Raw genomic sequence first — 23,852 nt, 5'->3', positions numbered from 1 at the left:
CTTTCTCTTCTGTGAGGGGTTTCCGGCGTCAGCCCTTGGTGCTGCCCGCGCTGATTCCGGCGATGATGTGCCGCTGGAAGACGAGGAACAGCGCGACCATGGGGATGCTGGCGATCACCATCGCGGCGATGAGCACGGTCAGCTGGATGTTCTGCGACAGTTGCACGAGGGCCACGCTGATCGGCTGTTTGCCGGTGTCGGAGAAGACCATGAGCGGCCACAGGAAGTCCTGCCACACGGCGACCAGGGCGAAGATCGACACCACTCCGAGCACCGGCCGCGACATGGGCAGCACGATCGACCACAGGGTGCGCAGCTTCCCCGCGCCGTCCATCTCCGCGGCTTCGAGCACGTCCCTGGGCAGTTGGTCGAAGAACCGCTTGAGCAGGTAGAGGTTGAAGGCGTTGGCGACGGCCGGCAGCCAGATGGCGAGCGGGTCGTTGAGCAGGCCGAGGTCGGCCACGGTCAGGTACTTCGGTACGACCAGGGCCTGCGCCGGGACCATCAGCGTGGCGAGGATGCCGCCGAGGATCAGCTTGCCGAAGGCGGGCCGGAGCTTGGACAGGGCGTAGGCGGCGGCCGTGCAGAACACCAGCTGGAACAGCCAGGCGCCGGCCGCCTGCACCACCGTGTTCCACAGGTGCGTGGGCAGTTCCATCAGCTCCCAGGCGTCGGTGTACCCGCTGGTGCTCCAGCTCTCCGGGAGGAGGGTGGGCGGGGTGCGGGCCACCTCGTCGGGTGACTTCATCGCGCCGCTCGCCATCCAGTAGACGGGGAAGAGGAAGGCGAGCGCGAACAGCACGACGATGCCGGTGAACACGGTCCAGTAGACGGCCCTGCCGCGCGGGCGGGCCAGCACCGCCGGCGAGACGAGGGTGCGGGTGGTGCTGCTCATGCGGCCTCCTCTCCGGAGCGGGTGAGACGGAGGTAGACGGCGGAGAACGCGCCGAGGAGGGCGAGGAGCATCACGCTCAGCGCGCAGGCGCCGCCGAAGTCGTTGTAGAGGAAGGCGTACTTGTAGATGAGGTAGAGGACGGTCACGGTCGCGTTCTCGGGGCCGCCGCCGGTGATCACGAAGGGTTCGGTGAACACCTGCATGGTGGCGATGATCTGGAGCAGCATCAGCATGAGGATGACGAACCTGGTCTGCGGGATCGTCACATGGCGGATGCGCTGGAGGAGGCCCGCCCCGTCGAGTTCGGCGGCCTCGTACAGCTCGCCGGGGATGGACTGCAGGGCGGCGAGGTAGATGAGGACGGTGCCGCCCATGTTGGCCCAGGTGGCGACGATGACCAGGGAGAGCAGTGCGGTGTCGGCGCCGTTGGACCAGTTCGAGGTGGGCAGGTGGAGGAAGCGCAGCGCCTCGTTGGCGAGGCCGGCGCCGGGGTCGTAGAACCACTTCCACAGCAGGGCGCTGACGACCGGCGGGATCATCACCGGGAGATAGACGACGACCCGGAAGAATGCCTTGGCGTGCCTCAGTTCGTTGAGCACGAGGGCCAGGACGAAGGGGATCGCGAAGCCGATCAGCAGGGCGAGCAGGGTGAAGGTGAGCGTGTTGCGCCAGGCGGCGCCGAACTCGGGGTCGTTGAGGACCCGGGTGAAGTTGGCGGTGCCGACCCATTCGGGGTCGGAGCCCGGCGTGTACTTCTGGAAGGCGATCACGACGGCGCGGATCGCCGGGTACCAGGAGAACAGGGCGAAGCAGACGAGTCCGCCGAGGAGGAAGCCGTAGGCGCGCAGATGGCCGGTGAGGCGGCGCCGTCTCCGGTCCCCTGCCGGGGACGGCGCCTTCACCGGACGGACCCGCACGGCCGCGGCCGGCCGTTCAACCGTCTTCGTCACCGGTCAGCTCCGGGCCAGGATGCCGTCGATCTTGCCGGAGGCGTCCTTCAGGAGCCGGTCGATGTCCGCGTCCTCCTTGGTGAGGACGGCGGAGACGACACCGTCGAGGACGGAGTAGAGCTGCTGGGCGTGCGGCGGCTCGATCTTCATCTCCAGTCGCTGGTTGCCGTCGAGGAAGGACTGGTAGTTCTCCACCGGGACGTTGGCGTTGGCCTTCTTGACCTGCTGGTCCTTGTCGTCGGCGGCGCCGGTGAACAGGCGGGGTTCGGGCAGGCCGACCGGGGCGTCGTTCTTCTTGGCGCGGGCGTAGTCACCGAGGAATCCGTCACCGGGGGTGAGGAACATGTGGTCGAGCCACTTGAGGCCGGCGCGGATCTGCTCGGGTGAGGCGTTCTTGTCGAACATGTAGCCGTCGCCGCCGATGAGGGTGCCTTCGCCGCCGGGCATGGGGGCGAGGGCGATGTTCTCGTACTCGGCGCCCTTCTCCTTGACGAGGATCGGGATGTTGTCGGGGGCGGCGAGGTACATGCCGAGCTTGCCGGCGCCCATCATCTGCTGGACGTCGTTGATGACGAGCAGTTGCTTGCTGCCCATCGACTCGTCCTTCCACCGCATGTCGTGCAGGGTCCGGAGCACGGCGCGGCCCTCGGGGGTGTCGATGGTGGCCTTCTCGCCGTCGGCGCTCACCACGTCGCCGCCCCGGGAGTAGAGCTCGGCGGTGAAGTGCCAGCCGCCCTGGTTCTGGGCGCTGTAGTCGGCGTAGCCGACGGTGCCGTCGCCGAGCGCGGCGATCTTCTTGGCGGCGTCGCGGACCTCGTCCCAGGTGGTGGGCGGCCGGTCCGGGTCGAGTCCGGCCTTCTCGAAGAGTTCCCGGTTGTAGATCAGGCCCATCGAGTAGCCGGTGCGCGGGATGCCGTAGACCTTGCCGTCGACGGTGTAGATGTCCCGCAGTTGCTGCTGGATGGTGTCGTAGCTCTTCAACTCCTTGACGTACGGGGTGAGATCGGCCGCCTGGTCGATGTCGACGACGTGCCGCGCGTCGGTGAAGTACGTGTAGAAGACGTCCTCCATCTGCCCGCCGGCGAGTTTGGCGTCGAACGTCTTCGGGTCCTGGCAGGGGAACGCGTCGTGCGGGACGACGTCGATGCCGGGGTTCTTCTTCTCGAAGGCGGCGATGTCCTCCTCGAAGAACTGCCGGTCGACCTTGGCGCTCTTGGGCGGCATGCAGTTGACGGTGATGCGGGTCTTGCCGCCGGCGGCTTCGTCGTCGTCCGATCCGCAGGCGGTGAGCGCGAGCGCGCCGACGCCTAGCGCGACGAGGGTACGACGGATCCCGGTGTTTCTCATCGGTGGACCCCTTAAGGGACAGGAGCGAGTGAACCCCTCGGAACAGGAGCGGTGGGCGGGGCACACTCAAGCACCGACGACATCGGTCCGCAAGATGTCGCGCAGAATTTGAAATTATTCGACAGTGGAGTGGATCTCAGGAACGGGGCGCCTGGGCGGTCGACCCCCGCACCACCAGCTCGGGTTCGAACAAAAGCTCCTCGGGGGCCACCGCACTGCCGCTGATCTGCGCGTTCAGCAGTTCCACCACCGCCTTGCCCATGGCCTCGATGGGCTGCCGGACGGTGGTGAGCGGGGGCTCCGTGCAGTTCATCAGCGCCGAGTCGTCGTATCCCACGACGGATATCCGCCCGGGCACGTCGAGTCCCTTGCGGCGGGCGGCCCGTACGACACCGAGGGCGAGGGGGTCGCTGGCGCAGATGAAGCCGGTGACGCCCCGCTCGATGAGCCGGGAGGCGGCGGCGTGTCCGCCCTCGATGGAGAACATGGCGCGGGCGACGTGCTCTTCGGGCACCTCGCCGGCGACCGCGCGGGCGGCGGCCAGTTTGCGGGCCGAGGGCATGTGGTCGCCGGGGCCGAGCACAAGACCGATGCGCTCGTGGCCGAGCGAGGCCAGATGCCGCCAGGCCTGCTCCACGGCCACGGCGTCGTCGCACGACACGGCGGGGAAACCGAGGTGCTCGATCGCCGCGTTGACGAGGACCACCGGAATGTTGCGCTCGGCGAGCCGCCGGTAGTGGTCGTGGGGCGCGTCGGCCTGGGCGTACAGCCCGCCGGCGAACACCACGCCGGACACCTGCTGCTGGAGCAGCAGGTCCACGTAGTCCGCCTCGGAGACCCCGCCCCGGGTCTGGGTGCACAGCACCGGTGTCAGGCCGAGCTGGGCCAGCGCACCGCCGATGACCTCCGCGAAGGCCGGGAAGATGGGGTTCTGCAGCTCGGGCAGGACCAGGCCGACCAGCCGGGCGCGCTCACCGCGCAGCTGGGTGGGCCGCTCGTAGCCGAGCACGTCCAGGGCGGAGAGCACGGCCTGCCGGGTGGCCTCGGAGACTCCGGGCTTGCCGTTGAGCACCCGGCTGACCGTGGCCTCGCTGACCCCGACCTTCTTCGCCACCACAGCAAGTCGTCGTGTCATGACACGCAAGAGTAGCGCAAGAAACGCAAGCCGCTTGCGTCTCCGCGCAAATCTGTTGTCAAGGTGCCGCCCAGAGCCCTCGGACGTGTCCGAGGTGGCGGGTCATCACGGCCCGTACGGTCTCCGTGTCCCGGGCGAGCAGCGCGTCGAGCAGCTCCAGGTGCTCCTCGGCCGACGCCTCCAGCCGCCCCTGCTCCACCAGCGCGGTCAGCCCGTACAGCCGTGCGCGCCGGCGCAGGTCCCGGACCACCTCGACCAGGTGACCGTTGCCGGCGAGCGCCAGCAGCCCGAGGTGGAAGCGCTGGTCGGCCTCGATGTACGCGATGAGGTCGCCGGCCGCGGCGGCGGTGACGATCTCCTCGGCGACCGGACGCAGCGCCCGGAGCGCCACCGGGTCCGCGGTGGCGGCCAGGTGGGCCGTCGTCGGGATCTCGATGAGCGCCCGGATGTGGGTGTACTCGTCGAGCTGTCGCTCGGAGACGGCGGTGACCCGGAAGCCCTTGTTGGGCACGGTGTCGACCAGCCCCTCCTTGGCGAGGTCGAGCATGGCCTCGCGCACGGGGGTGGCGGAGACCCCGAAGCGTGCGGCGAGGGCGGGGGCCGAGTACACCTCGCCGGGGCGCAGTTCCCCGGCGATCAGCGCGGCCCGCAGCGCGTCCGCGACCCGTTCGCGGTAGCTGGGCCTGCGGCCGCCCAGGTCGGAGAGGGCGGTGTTCACAGGACGAACCCCGCCGGGAACGGGTCGCGCGGGTCCAGCAGGTACTGCGCGGTGCCCGTGATCCAGGCCCGGCCGGTGAAGCTGGGCAGCACCGCCGGGCGGCCGGCCACCTCGGTGGTGCCGAGCAGCCGGCCGGTGAACCGGGTGCCGATGAAGGACTCGTTCACGAACTCGGTGTGCAGCGGGAGTTCGCCGCGCGCGTGGAGCTGGGCCATGCGGGCGCTGGTGCCGGTGCCGCAGGGCGAGCGGTCGAACCAGCCGGGGTGGATCACCATGGCGTGCCGGGAGTGGCGGGCGGTGGCGTCGGGAGCGGTCACCTGCACATGGTGACAGCCGTGGATGGACGGGTCCTCGGGGTGGACGGGTTCCCCCTCGGCGTTGATCGCCTCCATCAGGGACAGGCCGGCCGCGAGGATGTCGTCCTTGCGGGACCGGTCGTAGGGCAGTCCGAGCCGGTCCAGCGGCAGGATGGCGTAGAAGTTGCCGCCGAAGGCGAGGTCGTAGGTCACCGTGCGTCCGTCGGGCAGGGTGGCCTTCCGGTCGAGGGCGACGGCGAAGGACGGCACGTTGCGCAGGGTCACGGCGGTGGCGGCGCCGTCCTCGACCGCCACCTCGGCGACGACGACCCCGGCGGGGGTGTCCAGGCGGATGGTGGTGACCGGTTCGGCGACCTCGACCATGCCGGTCTCGACGAGCACCGTCGCGACGCCGATCGTGCCGTGCCCGCACATCGGGAGGTAGCCGGAGACCTCGATGTAGACGACGCCCCAGTCGCAGTCGGGCCGGGTCGGCGGCTGGAGGATCGCGCCGCTCATCGCGGAGTGCCCGCGCGGCTCGTTCATCAGCAACTGCTTGACGTCGTCGCGGTGTTCACGGAAGTACAGGCGTCGTTCGTTCATCGTCGCGCCCGGGATGGCGCCGATGCCGCCGGTGATGACGCGGGTCGGCATGCCCTCGGTGTGCGAGTCGACGGCGTGCAGGACGAGCTTGCTGCGCATGTCCGGCCCTCCCTACGTGAGTCCGGCCGCGACGGCCTTCTCGGTGGCCGCGCGGACGGCCGCCTCCTGACCGGGTTCCAGCGGGACTCGGGGCGGGCGGCAGGGGCCGCCGTGGCGGCCGACGAGGTCCATGGACAGCTTGATCGCCTGCACGAACTCCACCCGCGAGTCCCAGCGCAGGAGAGGGTGCAGTTGCCGGTACAGCGGCAGCGCGGTGTCGAGGTCGCCGCCGGCGGCGGCGCGGTACAGCTCCACGCAGGACCGGGGCAGCGCGTTCGGGTAACCGGCCACCCAGCCCTTGGCACCGGCCACGGCGAGTTCCAGCAGGACGTCGTCCGCGCCGATCAACAGGTCCAGTTCGGGGGCGAGTTCGGCGATCCGGTAGGCGCGGCGGACGTCCCCGGAGAACTCCTTGACCGCCTGGACGTACCCCTCGCCGTGCAGCCGGGCGAGCAGTTCCGGCACCAGGTCGACCTTGGTGTCGACGGGGTTGTTGTAGGCGACGACCGGGAGTCCGGCCGCGGCGACCTCGGCGTAGTGGGCGAGGACGGCACGCTCGTCGGCGCGGTAGGCGTTGGGCGGCAGCAGCATCACGGCCCGGCAGCCGGCCTCGGCCGCCTGCTCGGTCCAGCGGCGGGCCTCGGCGGATCCGTAGGCGGCGACGCCGGGCACGACGCGCTCCCCGCCGATCGCGGCGACGGCCGTCTCGACGACCCGGGCGCGCTCCTCGGGGGTGAGCACCTGGTACTCGCCGAGGGATCCGTTCGGTACGACGCCGTCACAGCCGTTGTCCACGAGCCAGGCGCAGTGCTCGGCATAGCGGTCGTGGTTCACGGAGAGGTCGTCGTTCAGCGGGAGCGCGGTGGCGACGAGGACGCCGCGCCAGGGACGGTGGTCGGTCATGAGGGTCCTCTCTCGGTCTGCTGTCCGTGCTGTTCGTGCTGTTCGTGCTGTTCGTGCTGTTCGTGCTGTCCGGCGAGTACGCCCAGCGGCACCGGCCGGGCGAACGGGCGTCGGGACGGGACGGGTTCGCGTCCGGCGAGCCCGGCGACCGCCGGTTCGCACATCCGGCCCTGGCACCAGCCCATACCGGCCCGGGTGAGCAGCTTCACCGTGCGGGCGTCCCCGGCCCCGAACGTGAGGGCCTCGCGGACCGTGCCCGCCGTGACCTCCTCGCAGCGGCAGACCACGGTGTCGTCGGTGACCCGGTCGGTCCAGTGGGCGGGCGGGGCGTAGGCGGCGTCGAGTGCGGCCGCGTATCCGCGCAGCCGGGCGCGGGCCCTGGCGGCCGGGGCCCACTCACCGGGGTCGGGCACGGCGCCCCGCAGCCGGGCGGCGATCGAGCGGCCCGCGATGTGCCCCTCGGCGAGCGCGAGCGCGGCCCCGCCGACACCGGTGGCCTCGCCCGCCGCCCACACACCGGGTACGTCGGTGCGCTGTTCCGCGTCGACGGCCACGGTGGGTCCGTCGAGGCGGCAGCCGAGGCTCCCGGCGAGATCGGTGTGCGGCAGCATGCCGTGGCTCACCGCGAGGGTGTCGCAGGGCAGACGGCGTTCGGTGCCGGGCCGGACGCGGCCGTGCGCGTCCAGGGCGGCGACGGTGACGCCGGTGAGCCGGGTGTCGCCGTGGGCGCGGACGACGGTGTGGCGGGCGAGGAACGGTACGCGGTGGCGCAGCAGCCGGGCCGCGTACCCGGCGCCCTCGGGCAGCTTGCCGGCCAACGCTCCGGCGTGCCGCAGCAGGCGGCCCGGGTCCGCTGACTCCACCAGCGCGGCGACCCGTACGCCCGCCGCCGCGAGCCCGGTCGCCACCGGCAGCAGCAGCGGCCCGGTCCCGGCCACGACGGCGGTCCGGCCCGGTACGACGAGTCCGCCCTTGAGCATGGCCTGGGCGCCGCCCGCGGTGACGACTCCGGGGAGGGTCCAGCCGGGGAAGGGCAGCACGGTCTCGTATCCGCCGGTGGCCAGCAGTACGGCGGTGGCGCGCACCTCGGCCGGCTTCTCCTGTTCCGGTCCGAGCAGCGCGTGCACGACCGGTCCGTCGGGTGTCCGCTCCACGCACCACACATGGTGCTCGCCCAGCACGCGCACGGAGCTCGCGGCGAGCCGGTCCCGCAGCCGGGTCCAGGTGCGCCACTGGTGGTGCAGGGCCTGGGGGCGTTCCGCGCGGAGTCCGGCGGCGGGCTGCCGGTAGAACTGCCCGCCCGGTTCCGGAGCCGCGTCGAACAGGGCGACCCGCAGACCGCGCCGGTCCGCCGCGAGGGCCGCGGCGAGTCCCGCCGGGCCCGCGCCGATCACCGCGAGGTCAGTCCGCACGGCCCGTCCCCTCCTGGCTGCGGATCACGTCGCCCGGCCGGGCCGGGACCAGACAGGCCCGCTGGTCGGGGCGGTCGTTCACGGTGACCAGGCAGTCGAAGCACACCCCGATCCCGCAGAACACCCCGCGGGGGCGCCCTTCGCCCCGGGTGGTGCGCCACGAGGTGACGCCCGCGGCCCACAGCGCGGCGGCGACCGTCCGGCCGGGCAGCGCCTCGATCCGCCGCCCGTCGAAGGTGACCTCGAAGGCGGGTCCGGGTCCCGCCCCGGCGAGTTCCAGCGGATTCACTGCTCGGCCTCCTTCGTCGTGCGGGGGAAGCGGTCGGGCCGGAACGGGGTGAGGTCCAGTTCCGGTGTCCCTCCGGTCAGTGCCTGGGCGATCAGCAGGCCGGTGCCGGTGGCCAGTCCGATGCCCGCGCCCTCGTGGCCGCACGCGTGGAACAGTCCGGGCGCCCGGGGGTCGGGACCGATCGCGGGGAGGTGGTCGGGCAGATACGGCCGGAAGCCGGCGTACGCGCGCAGGGCCCGTACGCCGGACAGGAAGGGGAACAGGCGGGTCGCCCCCGCCGCCAGGGCCCGCACCGCCGGGAGGGACAGGGACCGGTCGAAACCGACCCGTTCCCGGCTGGCGCCGATGAGCACCGGCCCGGCGGCCGTTCCCTCCACCACCGGGGAGGTCTGCAGTGCCGCCGAGTCGCTGGCGACGTCGGCGACGTAGTCGGCGGCGTACACCTTGTGCCGGATACGGGGCGGCAGTGGCTCGGTGACCAGGACGAAGCCGCGTCGGGGCAGGACGGGCAGGGACACCCCGGCGCGGGCGGCCAGTTCGCCGCCCCAGGTGCCGGCCGCGTTGACGACGGCGGGGGCGTGCAGGTCGCCGCGGTCCGTGCGCACCCCGCGCACCGCGCCGCCGGCGGTGCGCAGGACCCGGGTCACCTCGCGGCCGGTGAGCAGCCGGGCCCCGGAGGCGCGCAGGAGGTGGGCGGCGGCGAGGGCGGGCATCACCTGGGCGTCCTGCGGATAGCGCACGCCGCCCGCGAGGCCGGGCGCCAGACGCGGTTCCAGGTCGTGGAGCCGGTCGGCGGGGACGGGGTCGGCCGTCACCCCGGCGGCCCGCTGGGTGTCCGCGAACCTCCGCAGCCCGTCGAGCGTCTCGGGGGTCTCGGCGACGACGAGTCCGCCCTTGGCCTCGTACTCGACCAACCTGCCCGACTCCTGTGCCACCTGTGCCCACAACCGGTTGGACAGCAGGGCGAGTTCGAGTTCGGGGCCGGGCGCCTTGTCGGAGACGAGGAGGTTCCCCTCGCCCGCGCCGGTCGTGCCGCCGGCCACGGGGCCCCGGTCCACCACGGTCACGGCGAGGCCCGCCCGGGCCGCGTACAGGGCGCAGGCGGCGCCCGTCATCCCAGCGCCCACCACCACGACATCGCAGGTCAGCGGCTCGCTCACGTCAGTAATATGTCACACGGCACTGTCGCGGGGAAGAGGGCGGACGTCGTCGGCGACGGGCCGCCTCAGTCGGCGGAGCGGACCACTCTCAGGTGGGAGGCGGCGCGGCGGTGCCCGCGCTCCCCGGACGGGGCGCGGCGCGCCTCGCGCAGGACCAGCGTCAGCCGGGTGCAGTCCATGTCCTGGAGGGCCGGGGTCGTCTCCGCGACGATCCGGCAGTCCGTGGCGCCCCAGCGCGGGTCGGGGTGCAGCAACGGCCGTACGGCGCCGTCGTGTTCGGCGGCCTGCTCGCCGACGGCCCGCAGCCAGTGCGGCAGTCCGTGCCGGTAGGCGGCCTCCATGATGGGGTCCTGGGCGATGTCACGGCGGATGGCCGCCAGGCCGTGGTCGTGGCCGTACCGCTCGACGGTCTCGGCGAAGTGGGCCAGCATCGGCAGGCACCAGCTCGACTCGTGGTCGCCGAGCACCGTGGCCGCGTCCGGGTGGAAGAGGACGAACCGGAGGAAGTTGTCGGCGGGCAGGGCCGTGGGGTGCGGCTCGACGTCCTGGAAAAGCGACCGGAAAGCGGTGTTGGTGAGCAGCACGTCCCAGCGGTGGTCGACCACCAGGGAGGGGAAGGGGACCGCCTCCAGGAGGACGGCGTAGTCCCGCAGATAGGCCCGGGCCTCGGGAGTCCCGGGGACGGGCCGCGGTACCGGCCGCTGCCCTCCTGCCTGATGTGCCATCGGGAGGTCACCCCTCTTGCCTGTGCGGCCCTGACGCGGCGCCCCGATCCTGCTGCCCGCACGCGAGGTGTGTCAACTATCGTGGCATTTCATGCCGGTTGACGGCTGAAATTGGCCACAGTTGTGGCGAGACCTGGATGTGGGTTCGAGGCAACGGCTAGTCTCCGTGAAGTTCACGGCAATCGCTTGTGAGAAGCCTGTGAGAGACGTAGGAGATCTTTCGGTGACGGGTGGCTTCGAGGGTCCGGGCGCCACGCCGACGACCGCGCTGCCGGCCGTCGTCGCCCGCGTCACCGCACTCGCCGACCGGCTCGGCGTGGCGCACGCCGAGGTCTTCGGCGTCGGCCGGCTGTCCGCCGCCTCCGGTGTCCCCGAGCCCGTGGTCAAGGCGCTGCTGAGCGGCCGGTCCGCGGGCGAGCCCGATGTGCAGGCGCGGTTCGTGCAGCGGCTGGACCTGCTGCGCCGCACCCGGCTGAAGCCGAACGGCCGCAAGTACACCCAGCAGGAGATCGCCGACGGCGCGGGCATGTCCCGGCAGCAGGCCGGTGCGCTGATCAACGGCGACCGGCGTCCGACCATGGAGCACTGCGACGCCATCCAGCGGTTCTTCCGGGTGCACGCCGGTTTCCTCACCGCCGAGGACCCCGAGGCGCTCGCGGGCGCGCTCCAGCACACCGAGCAGGAGCTGCTGCAGAAACTCGCGGACCGGGAGCGGGCGGCGGCGGCACCGGCCGACGACCCGCTGGAGCGGCTGCTGCAGGACCACGGGGTGCGCGGGATCGCCTGGCGGGCCGCCCAGCTGCCCACCGACCAGCACCGCGACAAGGTCGCGGAGTGGCTGGACATGCTCCTGGAGAGCGTCCAGCGGCCCAGGTCCTGACCCCGGCGGGGCCGACGCTTCCCGGCTCGGCCGGCCGATCCGTACGCGGCTCCGCGCGAGGCGGTGGGCAGGCGCCGCGGCCGGCCCGTGCCGTTCCGTGGGGCGGTCCTCCCGTCCGGGACGGCGAGCGGGCCGTGGCCCGGCATGGCGGGCCGGGATCTCGTCGTGATCGAGGAACGCACGGTGCCGGGCCACCGGTCGGTGATCCTGGGCACGAGCCGGCACGTGCGGGCCGGCCGCCGCGGACGACCGTCCCGAAGGCCGCCGCGCACACCCGGTTCGGCTTCGCCGGGGAGAAGAAGGCCGGGTCCTCCGGCCTGCCACCGCCCGGCGGGTGCCGGATCCGGCGGCCGGTCCGCCGCCACGCGGGCCGGTGCGGCGGGAACGGCCGACGGGACGGGAACGTCCGGCAGGACGGGAACGCCCGACAGGACGGAAACAGCCGACAAGACCGGAACGTCCGGCAGGACGGGAGCGAGGCGTCGTCGGGGTGTCCGGGGTCGCAGGGCCGGGCGGGTACGCCCCGGCGTGCGTGCCCGCCGGGCGGGCGGACCGGACCCCGGTGGGATCCGATTGTCAGTGGTGGGCGGCAAGCTGGAGGCGATGTGTGACCGATCTCGACACGGGGAGAGCCGGGCGATGTCCACCGCCGTACCGACCGACCGCGAGCGCACCGCCGTCCAGGCCTATCTACGGCTGCTGCACACGGTGCGCGCCGCCCTCGACACCCAGTCGGGCCCGCCGGGGCCCGTCGGGCCCCCGATGGTGCCGCCCTCCGTGCTCGCCGAGGCGGAGACCGCCCTGGCCCGGGCGGGCCTGGCCGGCAACGAGGAGGTGTTCTTCCGGATGCTGCGCGACTGGCACCCCGAGCCGTAGAAGGGGTGTCCCGCTCAGCTGTGCGGGACGGCGATCGCCGTCGCGACCAGGTCCTTCTGGGTGATCCAGCGGCCGGTGAAGTGGTCGACCACTCGGGTGCCCACGCGCGGGCCGGGGACGAGGAGGGTGGCCCGGAAGCCGCCGCGGGTGTGGTCGCCGGGGTCGGCGAAGAGGTCGAGGTCGGCCTCCATGAAGTCCAGCCACTTCCCGGTGAGCGGGAACCACGCCTTGTAGACGGACTCCTTGGCGCTGAACAGCAGCCGGTCCCAGTGCACGGCGGGCAGCTCCTCGGCCAGGGCGCCGATCCGCGCCGCCTCCCGCGGCAGCGCCACGGAGGACAGGACGCCCTCGGGCAGCGGAGCGTGGGGCTCCGCGTCGATGCCGAGGGACGCCAGGTCGACGGTGCGCACCAGGGCGGCGGCGCAGTAGCCCTGGCAGTGGGTCATGCTGCCGGCCAGCCCGTCGGGCCAGACGGGGGCGCCCCGTTCACCGGGCAGCACCGGCTGCGCGGGCACGCCCAGCTTGTCCATGGCGCGGCGGGCGCAGGAGCGTACGGCGGTGAACTCCCGGCGGCGCTTGAGGACGGCGCGTCCCATCAGCGCCTCCTCCTCGGGATACAGCGGGGCGTCGACGCCCTCGTCGCCGTGGGCCTCGACGGTGACCACCGTCTGCGGCAGCAGTTCCTCGATCATCGTCCCTCGTCCTCCCCCGGCACGATCCGGCGCAGCCGCCCCGGCGGCTGTTCCCGCTTGCGCCATTCTCGCGGGTAGCCCACCGACACCTCCTCGAAGCGGACGCCGTCCTGCCGGGTGGTCCGGGGGATGTGCAGATGGCCGTAGACCATGGTGTGGACGGGGAACCGCCGGTGCCAGTCGTCGGTGAGCGCGGTGCCGCACCACATGGCGAACTCGGGGTACCACAGGACGTCCGTCGGATGGCGGTGCAGCGGCCAGTGGTTGACCAGGACGAGCGGCAGTCCGTCCGGCACCTCGGCCAGCCGGCGCCCGGTCTCGTCGACCCGGGCCCGGCACCAGGCCTCACGGGTCGGGTACGGGTCGGGGTGCAGCAGGTGCTCGTCGGTGCAGACGACCCCGGTGCCGTGCGCGTACGCCAGTCCCTCTTCCTTGGTGGCGCACCCGGGGGGCAGGAACGAGTAGTCGTACAGCAGGAACAGCGGTGCGACGACGACCGGGCCGCCGGGGCCGTCCCAGACGGGGTAGGGGTCCTCGGGTGTGACCACCCCGAGGTCGCGGCACTGTTCGACCAGGTGGTCGTAGCGGGCGACGCCGCGCAGTGTGACCGGGTCGCTCGGATGGGTCCACAGCTCGTGGTTGCCGGGCACCCAGACGACCTTGGCGAACCGGCCGGCCAGGGTCTTGAGGGCCCAGCGGACGTCCTCCACGGTCTCCGCGACGTCACCGGCCACGAGCAGCCAGTCCTTGTCCGACTCGGGCCGCATGCCGTCGACCAGGGCACGGTTCTCGGCGTAGCCGATGTGCAGGTCGCTGATGGCCCACAGCTGTCCGCCGCCGCCTGTCCCCGACATCACCCGTCTCCCCTTCAGCCGTCACACACGCCCTCACGAACGAGATCACATCCGTGCCGCCGGAACAAGCACGACCCGTCACCCGTGTGTGGTACGGGAACGGCTGTCGAAGCCCTATGATCTGCCCCATCACCACCGTCGTGAAACATCCTTCACACAGGACGGTTCGGTGACCCTCCATACTCCTGCCCGGGCAACGGGCCACCGAGCCCTGCCCGCGAGCCCCGGAAGGCGGCCTGAATGATCTCTCGCGTACGCGTCTGGCTCAACCGCACGTACGCGGAGAACGTGTTCTTCATGGATCAGCTGCGGAGAAACCCCGGCGACCGGGCCGTCGAGATCCACGCCACCCACGGCGACCCCGACTCCCCCGTGCTGGCCGCCGCCGACACCGCCGAACTCGAGCCCGAGGGGCTGTCCCCGGCGGCGTACGTCGAGTACGCGCTCGCCCAGTGCGAGCGGCGCGGCATCGACGTGTTCGTGCCCCGGCTGCACCAGGCGGCGATCGTCGCGCACCGCACCGAGTTCGAGGCGGTCGGTACGGCGCTGCTCGCGCCGCCGCCCGAGGCGGTGGCCGTGTTCCACGACAAGGTGATCGCCTATGAGGCGGTCCAGGCGATCGGGGTGCCCGTGCCGCCGTGGTGGCGGGTCCGCAGTGCGGAGGAACTCGTCGCGGCCGTGGACGAGTTGGAGGCGGGCGGACACCGGGCCTGCTTCAAACCCGCCTCCGGCGCGGGCGGGGTGGGCTTCCGCGTGATCACCCGCGCGCCCTTCTCGCTCACCCAGCTGAGCGGCTTCCCGAGCCCGTACGTGCCGCTCGGTCCGGTGCTGGACGCCCTGCGGGAGGCCGACGGGCCGGTGGACTGGCTGGTGATGCCCCGGCTGGAGCAGCCCGAGGTGTCGGTGGACTGTCTCACCGGCACCGACAACCGGGTCCGGCTGGCGGTGGGGCGCACCAAGAACGGCCGGCGCAGGGGCTTCACGCTGCACGAGCAGTGGCTGGAGCCGGCCCGGCGGATCGCGGAGGGCTTCGGACTGCATTATCTGTCCAACATCCAGTTCCGGATGCTGGGCGAGCGGCCCGTGCTCATGGACGTCAACACCCGGCCGGCGGGCGGACTGCACCAGTTGTCGCTGTGCGGGGTGAACGCCCCGTGGGCCGCCGTGCGGCTGGCGCTCGGCGAGGATCCGGGCGAGCTGGCGCCGCCGTTCCTGGGCCAGGACTACACGGTGGTGTCGGGTCCGCGTCCGCTGCTGCCGGTGACGCTGCCGCAGCAGCGTGCCGACGTGCCCACGACCGCGCCCGCGCTGGATGCCGTACCGGCTCCGGCCGCGTCCGTGGAGCCGCGGACGGCGACCGGGGCGCGCACGTAGAAATTTTTTCGGGGAATTTCCGCCAGGGGTGTATCAGGGGCCGGGCCGCGTGCTCTTGATGGTGAAGGCGACTTGGGGAAGCCGCCGGGGGGAAGCACGGGGGAACGGGGGGCTCGGGTCGGTCGGCCGCTGTCACGGGGGGCGACCGGCCGGCCCGAAGCCGTGTGCCGTGCCGGCTAGCCGAGGTAGGCGAGGCCGGGGTGGACGGCGGTGTAGCCGTCGACGAGACGGCGGGCCACGTTCACGGAGTCGACGAGCGGATGCAGCGCGAACGCCTTGACGGCCGTCGCGCGGGAGCCCGACCGGGCGGCGTCGAGCACCTCGCGCTCGACGGCCTTGACGGCGCAGACCAGACCGGTGGCGTGGTCGGGCAGCGGGTCGACGGAGACCGGGTGCGCGCCACTGGCGTCCACCAGGCAGGGGACCTCGATGACGGCGTCCCCGTCCAGGGGTGACAGGGTGCCGCGGTTGCGGACGTTGAGGATCAGGGTGGCGCGTTCGTCGCGGGCGATCGCCCGCATCAGGGCGAGCGCCACGTCCTCGTAGCCGCCGGACAGGTCCTCGGCCTCGCGTTCGCCCGCACCGGCCGCCTCCCGGTTCTCGGCCATGTAGGTGGCCTCGCGTTCGGCGCGGGTACGGTTCCACAGGTCCAGGGCGGGGACGTCGGGGCCGGTCACCCCGGCGTAGAACCGTGCCTGCTGGTCGTGCAGGAACGCGCCCCGCGTCCGCTCCGCCTCCTGGTAGGCGCGTACGGCCTCACGGTTGAAGTAGTAGTAGTGCAGGTACTCGTTGGGGATCGCGCCCAGGGACCGCAGCCAGTCGGTGCCGAAGAGCCTGCCCTCCTCGAAGGAGCCGAGCAGGACGGGGTCGGCGAGCAGGCGCGGGAGTTCGTCGCGGCCGGCGATCCGCAGACCGCGCACCCAGCCGAGGTGGTTGAGGCCGACGTAGTCGATCCACGCCTCCCCCGGCCGCGCGCCGAGCGCCCGGGCGACACGGCGGCCGAGGCCGACCGGTGAGTCGCAGATGCCGATGACGCGGTCGCCGAGGTGGCGGGACATGGCCTCGGTGACCAGGCCGGCGGGGTTGGTGAAGTTGATGACCCAGGCATCGGGGGCGAGGCGGGCCACCCGCCGGGCGATGTCGACGGCCACGGGCACGGTGCGCAGGCCGTAGGCGATGCCGCCCGCGCCGACCGTCTCCTGGCCGAGCACGCCCTCGGCGAGGGCGACCCGTTCGTCGTTCGCCCTGCCCTCGAGGCCGCCCACGCGGATCGCGGAGAAGACGAAGGCGGCGCCGCGCAGCGCCTCGTCGAGGTCGGTGGTGACGGTCACCCCGGGCGCGTCGGGGACACCGGCGGCCTGTTCGGCCAGCACCCGGGCGATCGCGCGCAGCCGCCCGGCGTCCACGTCGTGCAGGACGACGCGGGTCACCCGGCCCTCGGCACGGTCCCCGAGCAGCGCCCCGTAGACCAGCGGCACGCGGAATCCCCCACCGCCCAGAATCGTCAGCTTCACATCCGCACCTTCCCACCACGACGAACCGGGACGACCCTACTCGCGGCGCGACCGCGCCGGGGTACGCTCCGCCGACCCGACCCGCCGGAGGACAGCCGGACATGACCAGCCGTTCCGCGCCCGACCGTCTGCTGTCCGTGCTCGCGGCCTTCGACCACGCGCACCCGGCGCTGACGTTGACGGACATCAGCCGCCGGGCCGGGCTCACGCTGACCACCGCGCACCGGCTCGTGGGCGAGCTCGCCCGGTGGGGCGCGCTGGAGCGGGACGCGTCGGGGACGTACCACGTCGGGCTGCGGCTGTGGGAGCTGGCCGCGCTCGCCCCGCGCGGGCCGGCGCTGCGGCAGGTCGCGCTGCCGTACCTGGAGGACCTGTACGAGGCGACGCACGAGAACGTGCAGCTGGCGGTGCGCGACGGGGGCGAGGTCGTCTACACCGAGTGGCTGTCGGGGCGTTCGTCGGTCGGCGTGCACATACGGGTCGGCGCCCGCTGGCCGCTGCACGCCACCGGGGTGGGCCTCGCCCTGCTCGCGCACGGCGACCCCGGCTTCCAGGAGGAGTACTGCGCGGGCCCGCTCGCCTCCTTCACCCCGTACACGATCACCGAACCGGAGCTGTTGCGTCGGACGCTGGCCGAGGTACGGCGCTCGGGCGTCGCGGTGAGCGACCGCCAGGTCACCCCGGACGCGCTGTCGGTGGCGGCGCCCGTGCGCGGCCCCGACGGCACGGTCACCGCCGCGGTGTCGGTCGTGGTGCCCCACTCCGGTGCCCGCGTCCCCGCCCTGACCCCGGCCCTGCGCCTCGCGGCCCGCGGCATCTCCAGGGCCCTGGGCTGGCACCCGCCCACTCCGGTCCCCGCCGAGGACACCTGATTCCCCGCTCCCGTCCCACCGCCCGGCCGCCCCGGCGCCCACGAAGACACCTGCCGCTCCTCGCGTTCCCGCAGTCCCGCCCCGGCCGGCTCCCGCGCTCTCCCGTCCGCCGCTTCTCCGCGGCCCCGGAGGGCGGTCGTGCGGGCCGGGGCGGCGGATCGTCCCGCTCCGCGCGTGTCCGGAGCCGCGGCGAAATCCCTCTCACCGGTGAGGACCGGGCTGCCGGACTCTCGTGATACTGGTACGGCCCCCGCCCCGAGGAGCCGCTCATGTCCCTCCGGTCCGCTCTCGCCCCGGTCGTCGTGCGCTGGCGCACGGCGAGTCCGTACGCCCTCGACACGGCGCTCGCCGCGCTCGTGCTGTTCGCCGTCTCCCTGCAGTGGGTCTTCCCCGACGAGGGAGACGACCGGCTGACCTGGCAGGGCTGGCTGCTCGGTGCCGCCACGGCCGTACCGCTGGTCTGGCGGCGGCGCGCACCCTGCACGGCCGCGTGGGCCGTGTCGGTCGCCACCCCGGCGCAGGCGCTGTACCACGCTCCCCCGCCGGACGTGATGTACGGCGGGATGGTCGTCCTGTACACCCTGGCAGCCCTGGGCAAGCCCTGGCAGCGCCGGATGATGCTCACGGGCTGGATGATCGGAGTGGTCGTGACCATGCAGCACCAGGCGGACGACGAGCCCTTCGAGTACGCCTTCCACCTGATGGGCCTCGTCTGCGCCTACGCCCTCGGGGTGCTCGCCCGGGTCCAGCGCGCGTACACCACCGAGCTGGAGGACAGGGCCCGCCGGCTTGAACGGGAGCGGGCGGCGGACACCGCGCGGGCCCGCGCCGAGGAACGCTCCCGTATCGCCCGGGACATGCACGACATCCTGGCGCACGCCGTGAGCCTGATGGTGGTGCAGGCGGAGGCCGGGCCCGTGGTGGTGCGCAAGGATCCGGAGCGCGCGGAGGCCACGTTCGACACCATCGCGGCGACCGGACGGGACGCGATGGCCCAACTACGGCGCATCCTGGGCGTGTTGAAGGAGGAACGGCCGGACGACGAGGCCGCGCGGCGGCTGCCGCAGCCGAACCTGGCGGCGCTGCCCCTGCTGGTCGGCCAGGTGCGGGACTCCACGGGGCTGCGCACCGAACTGCGCACCACGGGCATACCCTGCCCGCTGTCCTCGGACACCGAGGTCGCCGCCTACCGTGTGGTCCAGGAAGCTCTCACCAACACCGTGAAGCACGCCCGTGCCTCCCACGCGGTGGTGGAGCTGGACTGGGCGGAGGACCAGGTGACCCTCACGGTGACGGACGACGGGCGGGGCACCCCCACGCCGGCCGGCGGACACGGACTGATCGGCATCCGGGAGCGGGCCGCCGCCTGCGGGGGCAGCGCCGAGACCGGCAGCGGCCCGGACGGCGGCTTCCGGGTCGTCGTACGCCTGCCGGTGGCCGCCGACCGGGAGGGGGCCCTCGGATGAGCATCCGGGTGGTCGTCGCCGACGACCAGGAGCTGGTCCGGGCCGGCTTCGGCATGATCCTCGACGCCCAGGACGACATCGAGGTGGTCGCCGAGGCCGGGAACGGCGAGGAGGCCGTCGCCGCGGTGCGCCGGCACGCCCCGGACGTACTGCTGCTGGACATCCGCATGCCGGTCATGGACGGCCTGGAGGCGGCCCGCCGGGTGTGCGCGCGGTCGGGCTGCAAGGTGGTCATGCTGACCACGTTCGACCTGGACGAGTACGTGTACGAGGCGCTGTACGCGGGTGCCAGCGGCTTCCTGCTGAAGGACGTCCGCCGGGACGACCTCGTGCACGCGGTGCGGGTGGTCGCGGCCGGTGACTCGCTGCTCGCCCCGGCCGTGACCCGGCGGCTGGTCGCGGACATCGTGCAAAGCCGCCGGGAACGGGCCGCCGCCGAGGCCGCCACCCCGCGGCGGCTGGACGCGCTCACCGCCCGCGAGGCGGAGACGCTGCGGCTGCTGGCCCGGGGACTGTCCAACGCGGAGATCGCGACGGCCCTGTTCGTCAGTGAACACACCGTCAAGACCCATGTGAGCAACGTGCTGAGCAAGCTCGGTCTCAGGGACCGGGTGCAGGCGGTGATCTGCGCGTACGAGACGGGCCTGATCGCCCCCGGCTCCCCCTGAGGAGTGAGTGGGGGGCCGTCTCCCCCGTACGGGCGAGGGCCGCAAACCGCTCCCCCGGGCGATCCGGCGCACCGCCCCGCGGCACGAGTCTGGGAGGCGACGGAGAACCAACTCGCCGGGAGGGACCGTGCTTTCCGCACTCGCCCGGGCGGCCACCCGCCGCCCCCTGACCGTGATGCTCCTGTGGGGGCTCTTTCTGCTGCTGGGATTCGGACTGGGGACGGGCGTGTTCGCGCGGCTCTCCGACAACGTGCCCGAAGTACCCGGGACCGAGTCGGAGTCGGCCGCCCGGTACCTGGACCGGGTGGACCCGGCGGGCGAGTCGATCACCGGCGTGGTGGCCGGCACCGCCGTCTCGGACCCGGAGCTGCGCGCCGAGGTCGAGCGGGCCGTGGCCGACGTGCGGACGGTCGCCGGGGTCGCCGCCGTGCCCGACCCGTACACCACGCGCGGTCTGACCGCCGAGGACGGGCGGGCGCTGATCATCCCCGTCACGCTCGAGGGCGGTCTGGACGACGACGCCGAGGAGCGCACGCTGGACGCGGCGGCCGAGCGGATCAGGGAGATCGACGCCCCCGACGTCCATGTGAGCGGGGGCCCGCTGCTGGGGCAGCAGATCGGCGAGCGGGCCCAGGAGGACGTGAAGAACGCGGAGTTGATCTCCCTGCCGGTGGTGCTGGCGCTGCTGCTCGTGGTGTTCGGCGGGCTGCGCTCCGCGCTGCTGCCGCTGGTCGTCGCGGTCAGCGGGATCGCGGGGGCCTTCCTGGCGCTGTTCCTCTTCAGCGAGGTCACGGACATCTCCGTGTACGCGATCCAGGTGACGACGATGCTGGGGCTCGGGCTCGCCGTGGACTACGCCCTGCTGTTGCTGGTGCGGTTCCGGGAGGAGCGCCGGCACACCGAGGACGTCGTGGAGGCGGTGCACCGCACGGTCGCGGCGGCCGGGCGGACGGTGCTGTTCTCCGGGCTCACGGTGGCCGTCAGCCTGACCGGGCTGCTGATCTTCCCGAGCGTGTTCCTGCGCAGCATGGGGCTCGCGGTCGCCGCCGTGGTCGTCATCGACATGCTGGCCGCGCTCACCCTGCTGCCCGCGCTGCTGGCCCGGTTCGGCGGGCGGATCGCCCCGGCGAAGGACCGGCCGGAGGGCGAGGAGGGCCGGCTCTTCGCCCGGATCGCCCGCTTCGCGGCCCGGCGCCGGATCGCCGTACTGGCCGTGGCCGTCCCGGTGCTGCTGGTCCTGGCGGTGCCGGCGGCCGGGATGAAGATCACCCTCGGGGACGCGCGGCAACTGCCCGCGGACACCGAGGCCCGGCAGCTGCACGACACCGTGGGCGGCCACTTCCCGCCGGGGACCGGGGTCACGCCGGTCACCGTCGTCGTCCGGCCCGGCGCCGACGGCGCGGCCGTCGACAGGATCCGCGCGCTGGCCCCGGGCACGGCCGTGCGTGAACTGCCGGGCGGGGCCGCGGTCCTGGAGATCCGGCCGCCGGGTGAGGCCGACGGCGCGGAGGCGACCGAACTGGTCGAGCGGGTGCGGGAGGCACGCGGCGACGAGCCGGTCGAGGTCACGGGGCCCGCGGCCCGGCTGGTCGACTTCCGCGAGATGCTCGCCGAGCGGGCGCCGTGGGCGGCCGTGACCGTCCTGGCCGGCATCTTCGTACTGCTGTTCGCGTTCACCGGTTCCGTACTGCTGCCGCTGCGCACCATCGCGACGACGCTGCTCAGCCTGGGCGCCGCGCTCGGTGCGGTGGTGTGGGTCTTCCAGGACGGTCATCTGGCCGGGCTGCTGGGCGCCGAGGGGCTGGGCTCGCTGAGTCTCACGGCGCCGCCGCTGATCGTGGCGATCGCGTTCGGACTGGCCATGGACTACGAGCTGTTCATCCTGGCCCGGATGCGGGAGGCCCGGGAGCGCACCGGTGACGACGCGGAGGCCGTGGTGGACGGGCTGCGCCGCTCGGGCAGGGTGGTCACGTGCGCGGCGCTGCTGCTGGCGGTCGTCTTCGCCGCGTTCATGACGGGCGGTTTCTCGCCCATCCTGCAGATCGGTCTGGGGCTCACCCTGGCCGTCCTCATCGACGCGACCGTCGTGCGCATGCTTCTGGTGCCGGCCACCATGTCCCTCCTCGGGCGCCGCGCCTGGTGGGCTCCGGCGCCGTTGCGGCGGGTCCACGAGCGCTTCGGGCTCCACGAGGAGCCTGCGGAGGCGCCCCGGCCGCGTGTGCCGACGGGGGTGTGAGCGTCCGCACGCACCGACCGGCACCGCTCACCCGACGGAGCGCCGGGAGTTCGCCACCTTTGCCCCTTCCCTTCCTGGGGGCTTCCGCCCCCAGACCCCCGTTCGCCCCCGAACAGTCGAACGGATCGATGGGCTCGGCGCCCGGGACACTCCCCGGCGTCGCGCCCATCCGACGCCCACACATCCTCTTGCCCGGATTCGCGTCAATTCGGAACGTGAACTCTCCGCGCCCGTAAGGACTTTCTCGGTTACACCTCTTGACGGCGCCCGAGGCGCAGAGCACATTGGCGTCACTTTGAGAGCGCTCTCAAGCCACCGGCATCCGAACCCGAGAGGGCATCCCCACATGAGTGACACCTCCGGCATCCCCCGCACGCTCCGCAGACCCCGCCCGCTGCGGCGGGCGGTCCTCGCCGTCGTCAGCACGCTCGCCCTCGCGGCGGGCGCCGCGACCGCGGCGAGTCCGTCCGCGAGCGCGTCCGTGCCGCCTCCGCCGTCGGGCTGGACCCAGGTCTTCGCCGACGACTTCAACGGTTCCGCGGGCAGCGGTGTCAACACCTCCAACTGGCAGTACGCGACCGGCAAGGGCTACCCGGGCGGCCCCGCCAACTGGGGCACCGGTGAGATCGAGACGATGACGTCCGACACGGACAACGTCTCCCTCGACGGCAACGGCAACCTGCGCATCACCCCGCGCCGCGACGCCTCCGGCAACTGGACCTCCGGCCGCATCGAGACCAGGCGCACCGACTTCCAGCCCCCGGCCGGCGGCAAGCTCCGCGTCGAGGGCCGCATCCAGGTGCCGAACGTCACCGGTGCCGCCGCCAAGGGCTACTGGCCGGCGTTCTGGATGCTGGGCTCCCCCTACCGGGGCAACTACTGGAACTGGCCCGCCGTCGGCGAGCTGGACATCATGGAGAACACGCAGGGCAACAACACCGTGTTCGCCACGATGCACTGCGGCACCTCACCGGGCGGCCCGTGCAACGAGACCAGCGGCATCGGCGGTTCGACCACCTGCCGGGGCACGACCTGTCAGGCCGGCTTCCACACGTACCGGATGGAGTGGGACCGCTCGACGAGCGTGGAGGAGATCCGCTTCTACCTCGACGGCGACAACTTCCACACCGTGCGGGAGAACCAGGTCGACGCGACGACCTGGACGAACGCGACGAACCACGGCTACTTCATCATCCTGAACGTGGCGATGGGCGGCGGCTTCCCCGACGCCTTCGGCGGCGGCCCGGACGCGGGCACCCAGCCCGGGCACCCGATGCTCGTCGACTACGTGCAGGTGCTGACCTCCGGCGGCGGAGGCGACCCGGGTGACCCCGACCCCGGCACCCCCGGCAACCGCGACGCCTACGGAACCATCCAGGCCGAGTCCTACGACGGCCAGGGCGGCGTGATGACGGAGAACACCTCGGACTCCGGCGGCGGCCAGAACGTGGGCGCGCTGGCAGGCGGTGACTGGCTGCAGTTCAAGGGGGTCGCCTTCGGTTCGGACCCGGCCCGGCAGTTCTCCGCGCGGGTGGCCAGCGGTGCCGGCGCCGGCGTCAGCGGACTGGTCGAGGTGCGACTGGACAGCCGGAGCAACGCGCCCATCGGCAGTTTCGCGGTGGGCAACACGGGCGGCTGGCAGTCCTGGCGGACGATCCCGGCGAACATCAGCAACGTGACGGGCACCCACGACGTCTATCTGACCTTCACCAGCGGCCAGCCGTCGGACTTCGTGAACGTCAACTGGTTCACCTTCGGCCACTGATCCCACCCCCCACACCGGCTCTCCCCGGCCGGGGAGGGGGGGGGGGGGAGGAGGGGGGGGGGGGGGGGGGTTTTTTTTTTTCGGGCTGGGGGTGTGGGGGCGTGGGGGGTTCGTCGTACCATG

At 72.9% G+C, this 23,852-nt stretch carries 22 protein-coding genes; 8 read left to right on the top strand and 14 right to left on the bottom strand.

Annotated features, from left to right (window positions below; genetic code table 11):
* Positions 1 to 28: 28 nt before the first annotated feature.
* The 11 genes from ACZ62B_RS33270 to ACZ62B_RS33220 form a co-directional block, all read right to left on the bottom strand.
* On the bottom strand, positions 29 to 895 hold the full coding sequence (locus tag ACZ62B_RS33270) for a carbohydrate ABC transporter permease (protein ID WP_073935091.1): 867 nt from the start codon (positions 893 to 895) through the stop codon (positions 29 to 31).
* Positions 892 to 1,845 (bottom strand): carbohydrate ABC transporter permease, encoded by a 954-nt coding sequence (locus ACZ62B_RS33265; protein ID WP_344558698.1) that lies wholly within the window; start codon positions 1,843 to 1,845, stop codon positions 892 to 894. Before ACZ62B_RS33265 ends, ACZ62B_RS33270 begins: the two co-directional genes overlap by 4 nt.
* A gap of 3 nt (positions 1,846 to 1,848) precedes the next feature.
* Complete coding sequence (locus ACZ62B_RS33260; protein WP_468890005.1) at positions 1,849 to 3,192, bottom strand: ABC transporter substrate-binding protein; 1,344 nt, start codon at positions 3,190 to 3,192, stop codon at positions 1,849 to 1,851.
* Between the two features lie 136 nt (positions 3,193 to 3,328).
* A complete protein-coding gene (locus ACZ62B_RS33255; protein WP_217133157.1) occupies positions 3,329 to 4,327 on the bottom strand; it encodes a LacI family DNA-binding transcriptional regulator in 999 nt (332 codons plus the stop codon).
* Positions 4,328 to 4,385: 58 nt separating this feature from the next.
* Positions 4,386 to 5,045, bottom strand: a complete 660-nt coding sequence (locus ACZ62B_RS33250) for a GntR family transcriptional regulator (protein ID WP_344558692.1) — start codon at positions 5,043 to 5,045, stop codon at positions 4,386 to 4,388.
* Positions 5,042 to 6,043, bottom strand: a complete 1,002-nt coding sequence (locus tag ACZ62B_RS33245; RefSeq protein WP_344558690.1) for a proline racemase family protein — start codon at positions 6,041 to 6,043, stop codon at positions 5,042 to 5,044. Before ACZ62B_RS33245 ends, ACZ62B_RS33250 begins: the two co-directional genes overlap by 4 nt.
* Positions 6,044 to 6,055: 12 nt before the next feature.
* Positions 6,056 to 6,946: a dihydrodipicolinate synthase family protein gene (locus ACZ62B_RS33240; protein WP_469693180.1), complete on the bottom strand. Its 891-nt coding sequence runs from the start codon at positions 6,944 to 6,946 to the stop codon at positions 6,056 to 6,058.
* Complete coding sequence (locus ACZ62B_RS33235; RefSeq protein ID WP_469693178.1) at positions 6,943 to 8,358, bottom strand: FAD-dependent oxidoreductase; 1,416 nt, start codon at positions 8,356 to 8,358, stop codon at positions 6,943 to 6,945. Before ACZ62B_RS33235 ends, ACZ62B_RS33240 begins: the two co-directional genes overlap by 4 nt.
* Positions 8,348 to 8,647, bottom strand: a complete 300-nt coding sequence (locus ACZ62B_RS33230; protein WP_344558684.1) for a (2Fe-2S)-binding protein — start codon at positions 8,645 to 8,647, stop codon at positions 8,348 to 8,350. The genes ACZ62B_RS33235 and ACZ62B_RS33230 overlap by 11 nt, the downstream gene beginning before the upstream one ends.
* The gene (locus tag ACZ62B_RS33225; protein ID WP_344558682.1) at positions 8,644 to 9,807 is read right to left on the bottom strand and encodes an NAD(P)/FAD-dependent oxidoreductase; all 1,164 of its coding nucleotides are present in this window, start codon (positions 9,805 to 9,807) and stop codon (positions 8,644 to 8,646) included. Before ACZ62B_RS33225 ends, ACZ62B_RS33230 begins: the two co-directional genes overlap by 4 nt.
* A 65-nt stretch (positions 9,808 to 9,872) precedes the next feature.
* Positions 9,873 to 10,532: an MmyB family transcriptional regulator gene (locus ACZ62B_RS33220; protein WP_344558680.1), complete on the bottom strand. Its 660-nt coding sequence runs from the start codon at positions 10,530 to 10,532 to the stop codon at positions 9,873 to 9,875.
* A gap of 223 nt (positions 10,533 to 10,755) precedes the next feature.
* Between ACZ62B_RS33220 and ACZ62B_RS33215 the strand changes: the two genes are divergently transcribed.
* Both ACZ62B_RS33215 and ACZ62B_RS33210 read left to right on the top strand, forming a co-directional pair.
* Positions 10,756 to 11,412 (top strand): helix-turn-helix domain-containing protein, encoded by a 657-nt coding sequence (locus tag ACZ62B_RS33215; RefSeq protein ID WP_344558678.1) that lies wholly within the window; start codon positions 10,756 to 10,758, stop codon positions 11,410 to 11,412.
* 639 nt (positions 11,413 to 12,051) lie between these two features.
* The gene (locus ACZ62B_RS33210; protein WP_344558676.1) at positions 12,052 to 12,288 is read left to right on the top strand and encodes a hypothetical protein; all 237 of its coding nucleotides are present in this window, start codon (positions 12,052 to 12,054) and stop codon (positions 12,286 to 12,288) included.
* Positions 12,289 to 12,302: 14 nt separating this feature from the next.
* Here ACZ62B_RS33210 and ACZ62B_RS33205 read toward each other — a convergent pair whose 3' ends face one another.
* Together ACZ62B_RS33205 and ACZ62B_RS33200 are read right to left on the bottom strand one after the other, a co-directional pair.
* Positions 12,303 to 12,980, bottom strand: a complete 678-nt coding sequence (locus ACZ62B_RS33205) for a 4'-phosphopantetheinyl transferase family protein (protein ID WP_344558674.1) — start codon at positions 12,978 to 12,980, stop codon at positions 12,303 to 12,305.
* Entirely contained in the window at positions 12,977 to 13,837 is an 861-nt protein-coding gene (locus tag ACZ62B_RS33200; protein WP_382054591.1) for a metallophosphoesterase family protein, read from the bottom strand. The genes ACZ62B_RS33205 and ACZ62B_RS33200 overlap by 4 nt, the downstream gene beginning before the upstream one ends.
* A 237-nt stretch (positions 13,838 to 14,074) precedes the next feature.
* On the opposite strand from ACZ62B_RS33200, the gene ACZ62B_RS33195 reads away from it, so the two are divergent.
* Complete coding sequence (locus ACZ62B_RS33195; RefSeq protein WP_469693175.1) at positions 14,075 to 15,208, top strand: ATP-grasp domain-containing protein; 1,134 nt, start codon at positions 14,075 to 14,077, stop codon at positions 15,206 to 15,208.
* 176 nt (positions 15,209 to 15,384) lie between these two features.
* Here ACZ62B_RS33195 and ACZ62B_RS33190 read toward each other — a convergent pair whose 3' ends face one another.
* Positions 15,385 to 16,722, bottom strand: a complete 1,338-nt coding sequence (locus tag ACZ62B_RS33190) for a 6-phospho-beta-glucosidase (RefSeq protein ID WP_468724759.1) — start codon at positions 16,720 to 16,722, stop codon at positions 15,385 to 15,387.
* 101 nt (positions 16,723 to 16,823) lie between these two features.
* Between ACZ62B_RS33190 and ACZ62B_RS33185 the strand changes: the two genes are divergently transcribed.
* The 5 genes from ACZ62B_RS33185 (at position 16,824) to ACZ62B_RS33165 (ending at position 23,729) form a co-directional block, all read left to right on the top strand.
* A complete protein-coding gene (locus ACZ62B_RS33185) occupies positions 16,824 to 17,594 on the top strand; it encodes an IclR family transcriptional regulator (protein ID WP_344558666.1) in 771 nt (256 codons plus the stop codon).
* Positions 17,595 to 17,863: 269 nt separating this feature from the next.
* A complete protein-coding gene (locus ACZ62B_RS33180) occupies positions 17,864 to 19,060 on the top strand; it encodes a sensor histidine kinase (protein ID WP_344558664.1) in 1,197 nt (398 codons plus the stop codon).
* Positions 19,057 to 19,728 (top strand): response regulator transcription factor, encoded by a 672-nt coding sequence (locus ACZ62B_RS33175; protein WP_344558662.1) that lies wholly within the window; start codon positions 19,057 to 19,059, stop codon positions 19,726 to 19,728. The genes ACZ62B_RS33180 and ACZ62B_RS33175 overlap by 4 nt, the downstream gene beginning before the upstream one ends.
* Before the next feature lie 127 nt (positions 19,729 to 19,855).
* A complete protein-coding gene (locus tag ACZ62B_RS33170; RefSeq protein ID WP_469693172.1) occupies positions 19,856 to 21,964 on the top strand; it encodes an MMPL family transporter in 2,109 nt (702 codons plus the stop codon).
* Positions 21,965 to 22,310: 346 nt separating this feature from the next.
* Positions 22,311 to 23,729, top strand: a complete 1,419-nt coding sequence (locus tag ACZ62B_RS33165) for a glycoside hydrolase family 16 protein (RefSeq protein WP_468890012.1) — start codon at positions 22,311 to 22,313, stop codon at positions 23,727 to 23,729.
* The last annotated feature ends 123 nt before the right edge of the window (positions 23,730 to 23,852 follow it).

Source organism: Streptomyces sp. NPDC053426 (assembly GCF_055585405.1).
This window is presented reverse-complemented; position numbering and strand designations above follow the sequence as displayed.

Coding starts and splice junctions, on each gene's coding strand:
- ACZ62B_RS33185 (WP_344558666.1), top strand. CDS start 16,824: ATGACCAGCCGTTCCGCGCCCGACCGTCTGCTGTCCGTGCTCGCGGCC.
- ACZ62B_RS33205 (WP_344558674.1), bottom strand. CDS start 12,980: ATGATCGAGGAACTGCTGCCGCAGACGGTGGTCACCGTCGAGGCCCAC.
- ACZ62B_RS33255 (WP_217133157.1), bottom strand. CDS start 4,327: ATGACACGACGACTTGCTGTGGTGGCGAAGAAGGTCGGGGTCAGCGAG.
- ACZ62B_RS33260 (WP_468890005.1), bottom strand. CDS start 3,192: ATGAGAAACACCGGGATCCGTCGTACCCTCGTCGCGCTAGGCGTCGGC.
- ACZ62B_RS33245 (WP_344558690.1), bottom strand. CDS start 6,043: ATGCGCAGCAAGCTCGTCCTGCACGCCGTCGACTCGCACACCGAGGGC.
- ACZ62B_RS33210 (WP_344558676.1), top strand. CDS start 12,052: ATGTCCACCGCCGTACCGACCGACCGCGAGCGCACCGCCGTCCAGGCC.
- ACZ62B_RS33240 (WP_469693180.1), bottom strand. CDS start 6,946: ATGACCGACCACCGTCCCTGGCGCGGCGTCCTCGTCGCCACCGCGCTC.
- ACZ62B_RS33195 (WP_469693175.1), top strand. CDS start 14,075: ATGATCTCTCGCGTACGCGTCTGGCTCAACCGCACGTACGCGGAGAAC.
- ACZ62B_RS33175 (WP_344558662.1), top strand. CDS start 19,057: ATGAGCATCCGGGTGGTCGTCGCCGACGACCAGGAGCTGGTCCGGGCC.
- ACZ62B_RS33180 (WP_344558664.1), top strand. CDS start 17,864: ATGTCCCTCCGGTCCGCTCTCGCCCCGGTCGTCGTGCGCTGGCGCACG.
- ACZ62B_RS33270 (WP_073935091.1), bottom strand. CDS start 895: ATGAGCAGCACCACCCGCACCCTCGTCTCGCCGGCGGTGCTGGCCCGC.
- ACZ62B_RS33220 (WP_344558680.1), bottom strand. CDS start 10,532: ATGGCACATCAGGCAGGAGGGCAGCGGCCGGTACCGCGGCCCGTCCCC.
- ACZ62B_RS33165 (WP_468890012.1), top strand. CDS start 22,311: ATGAGTGACACCTCCGGCATCCCCCGCACGCTCCGCAGACCCCGCCCG.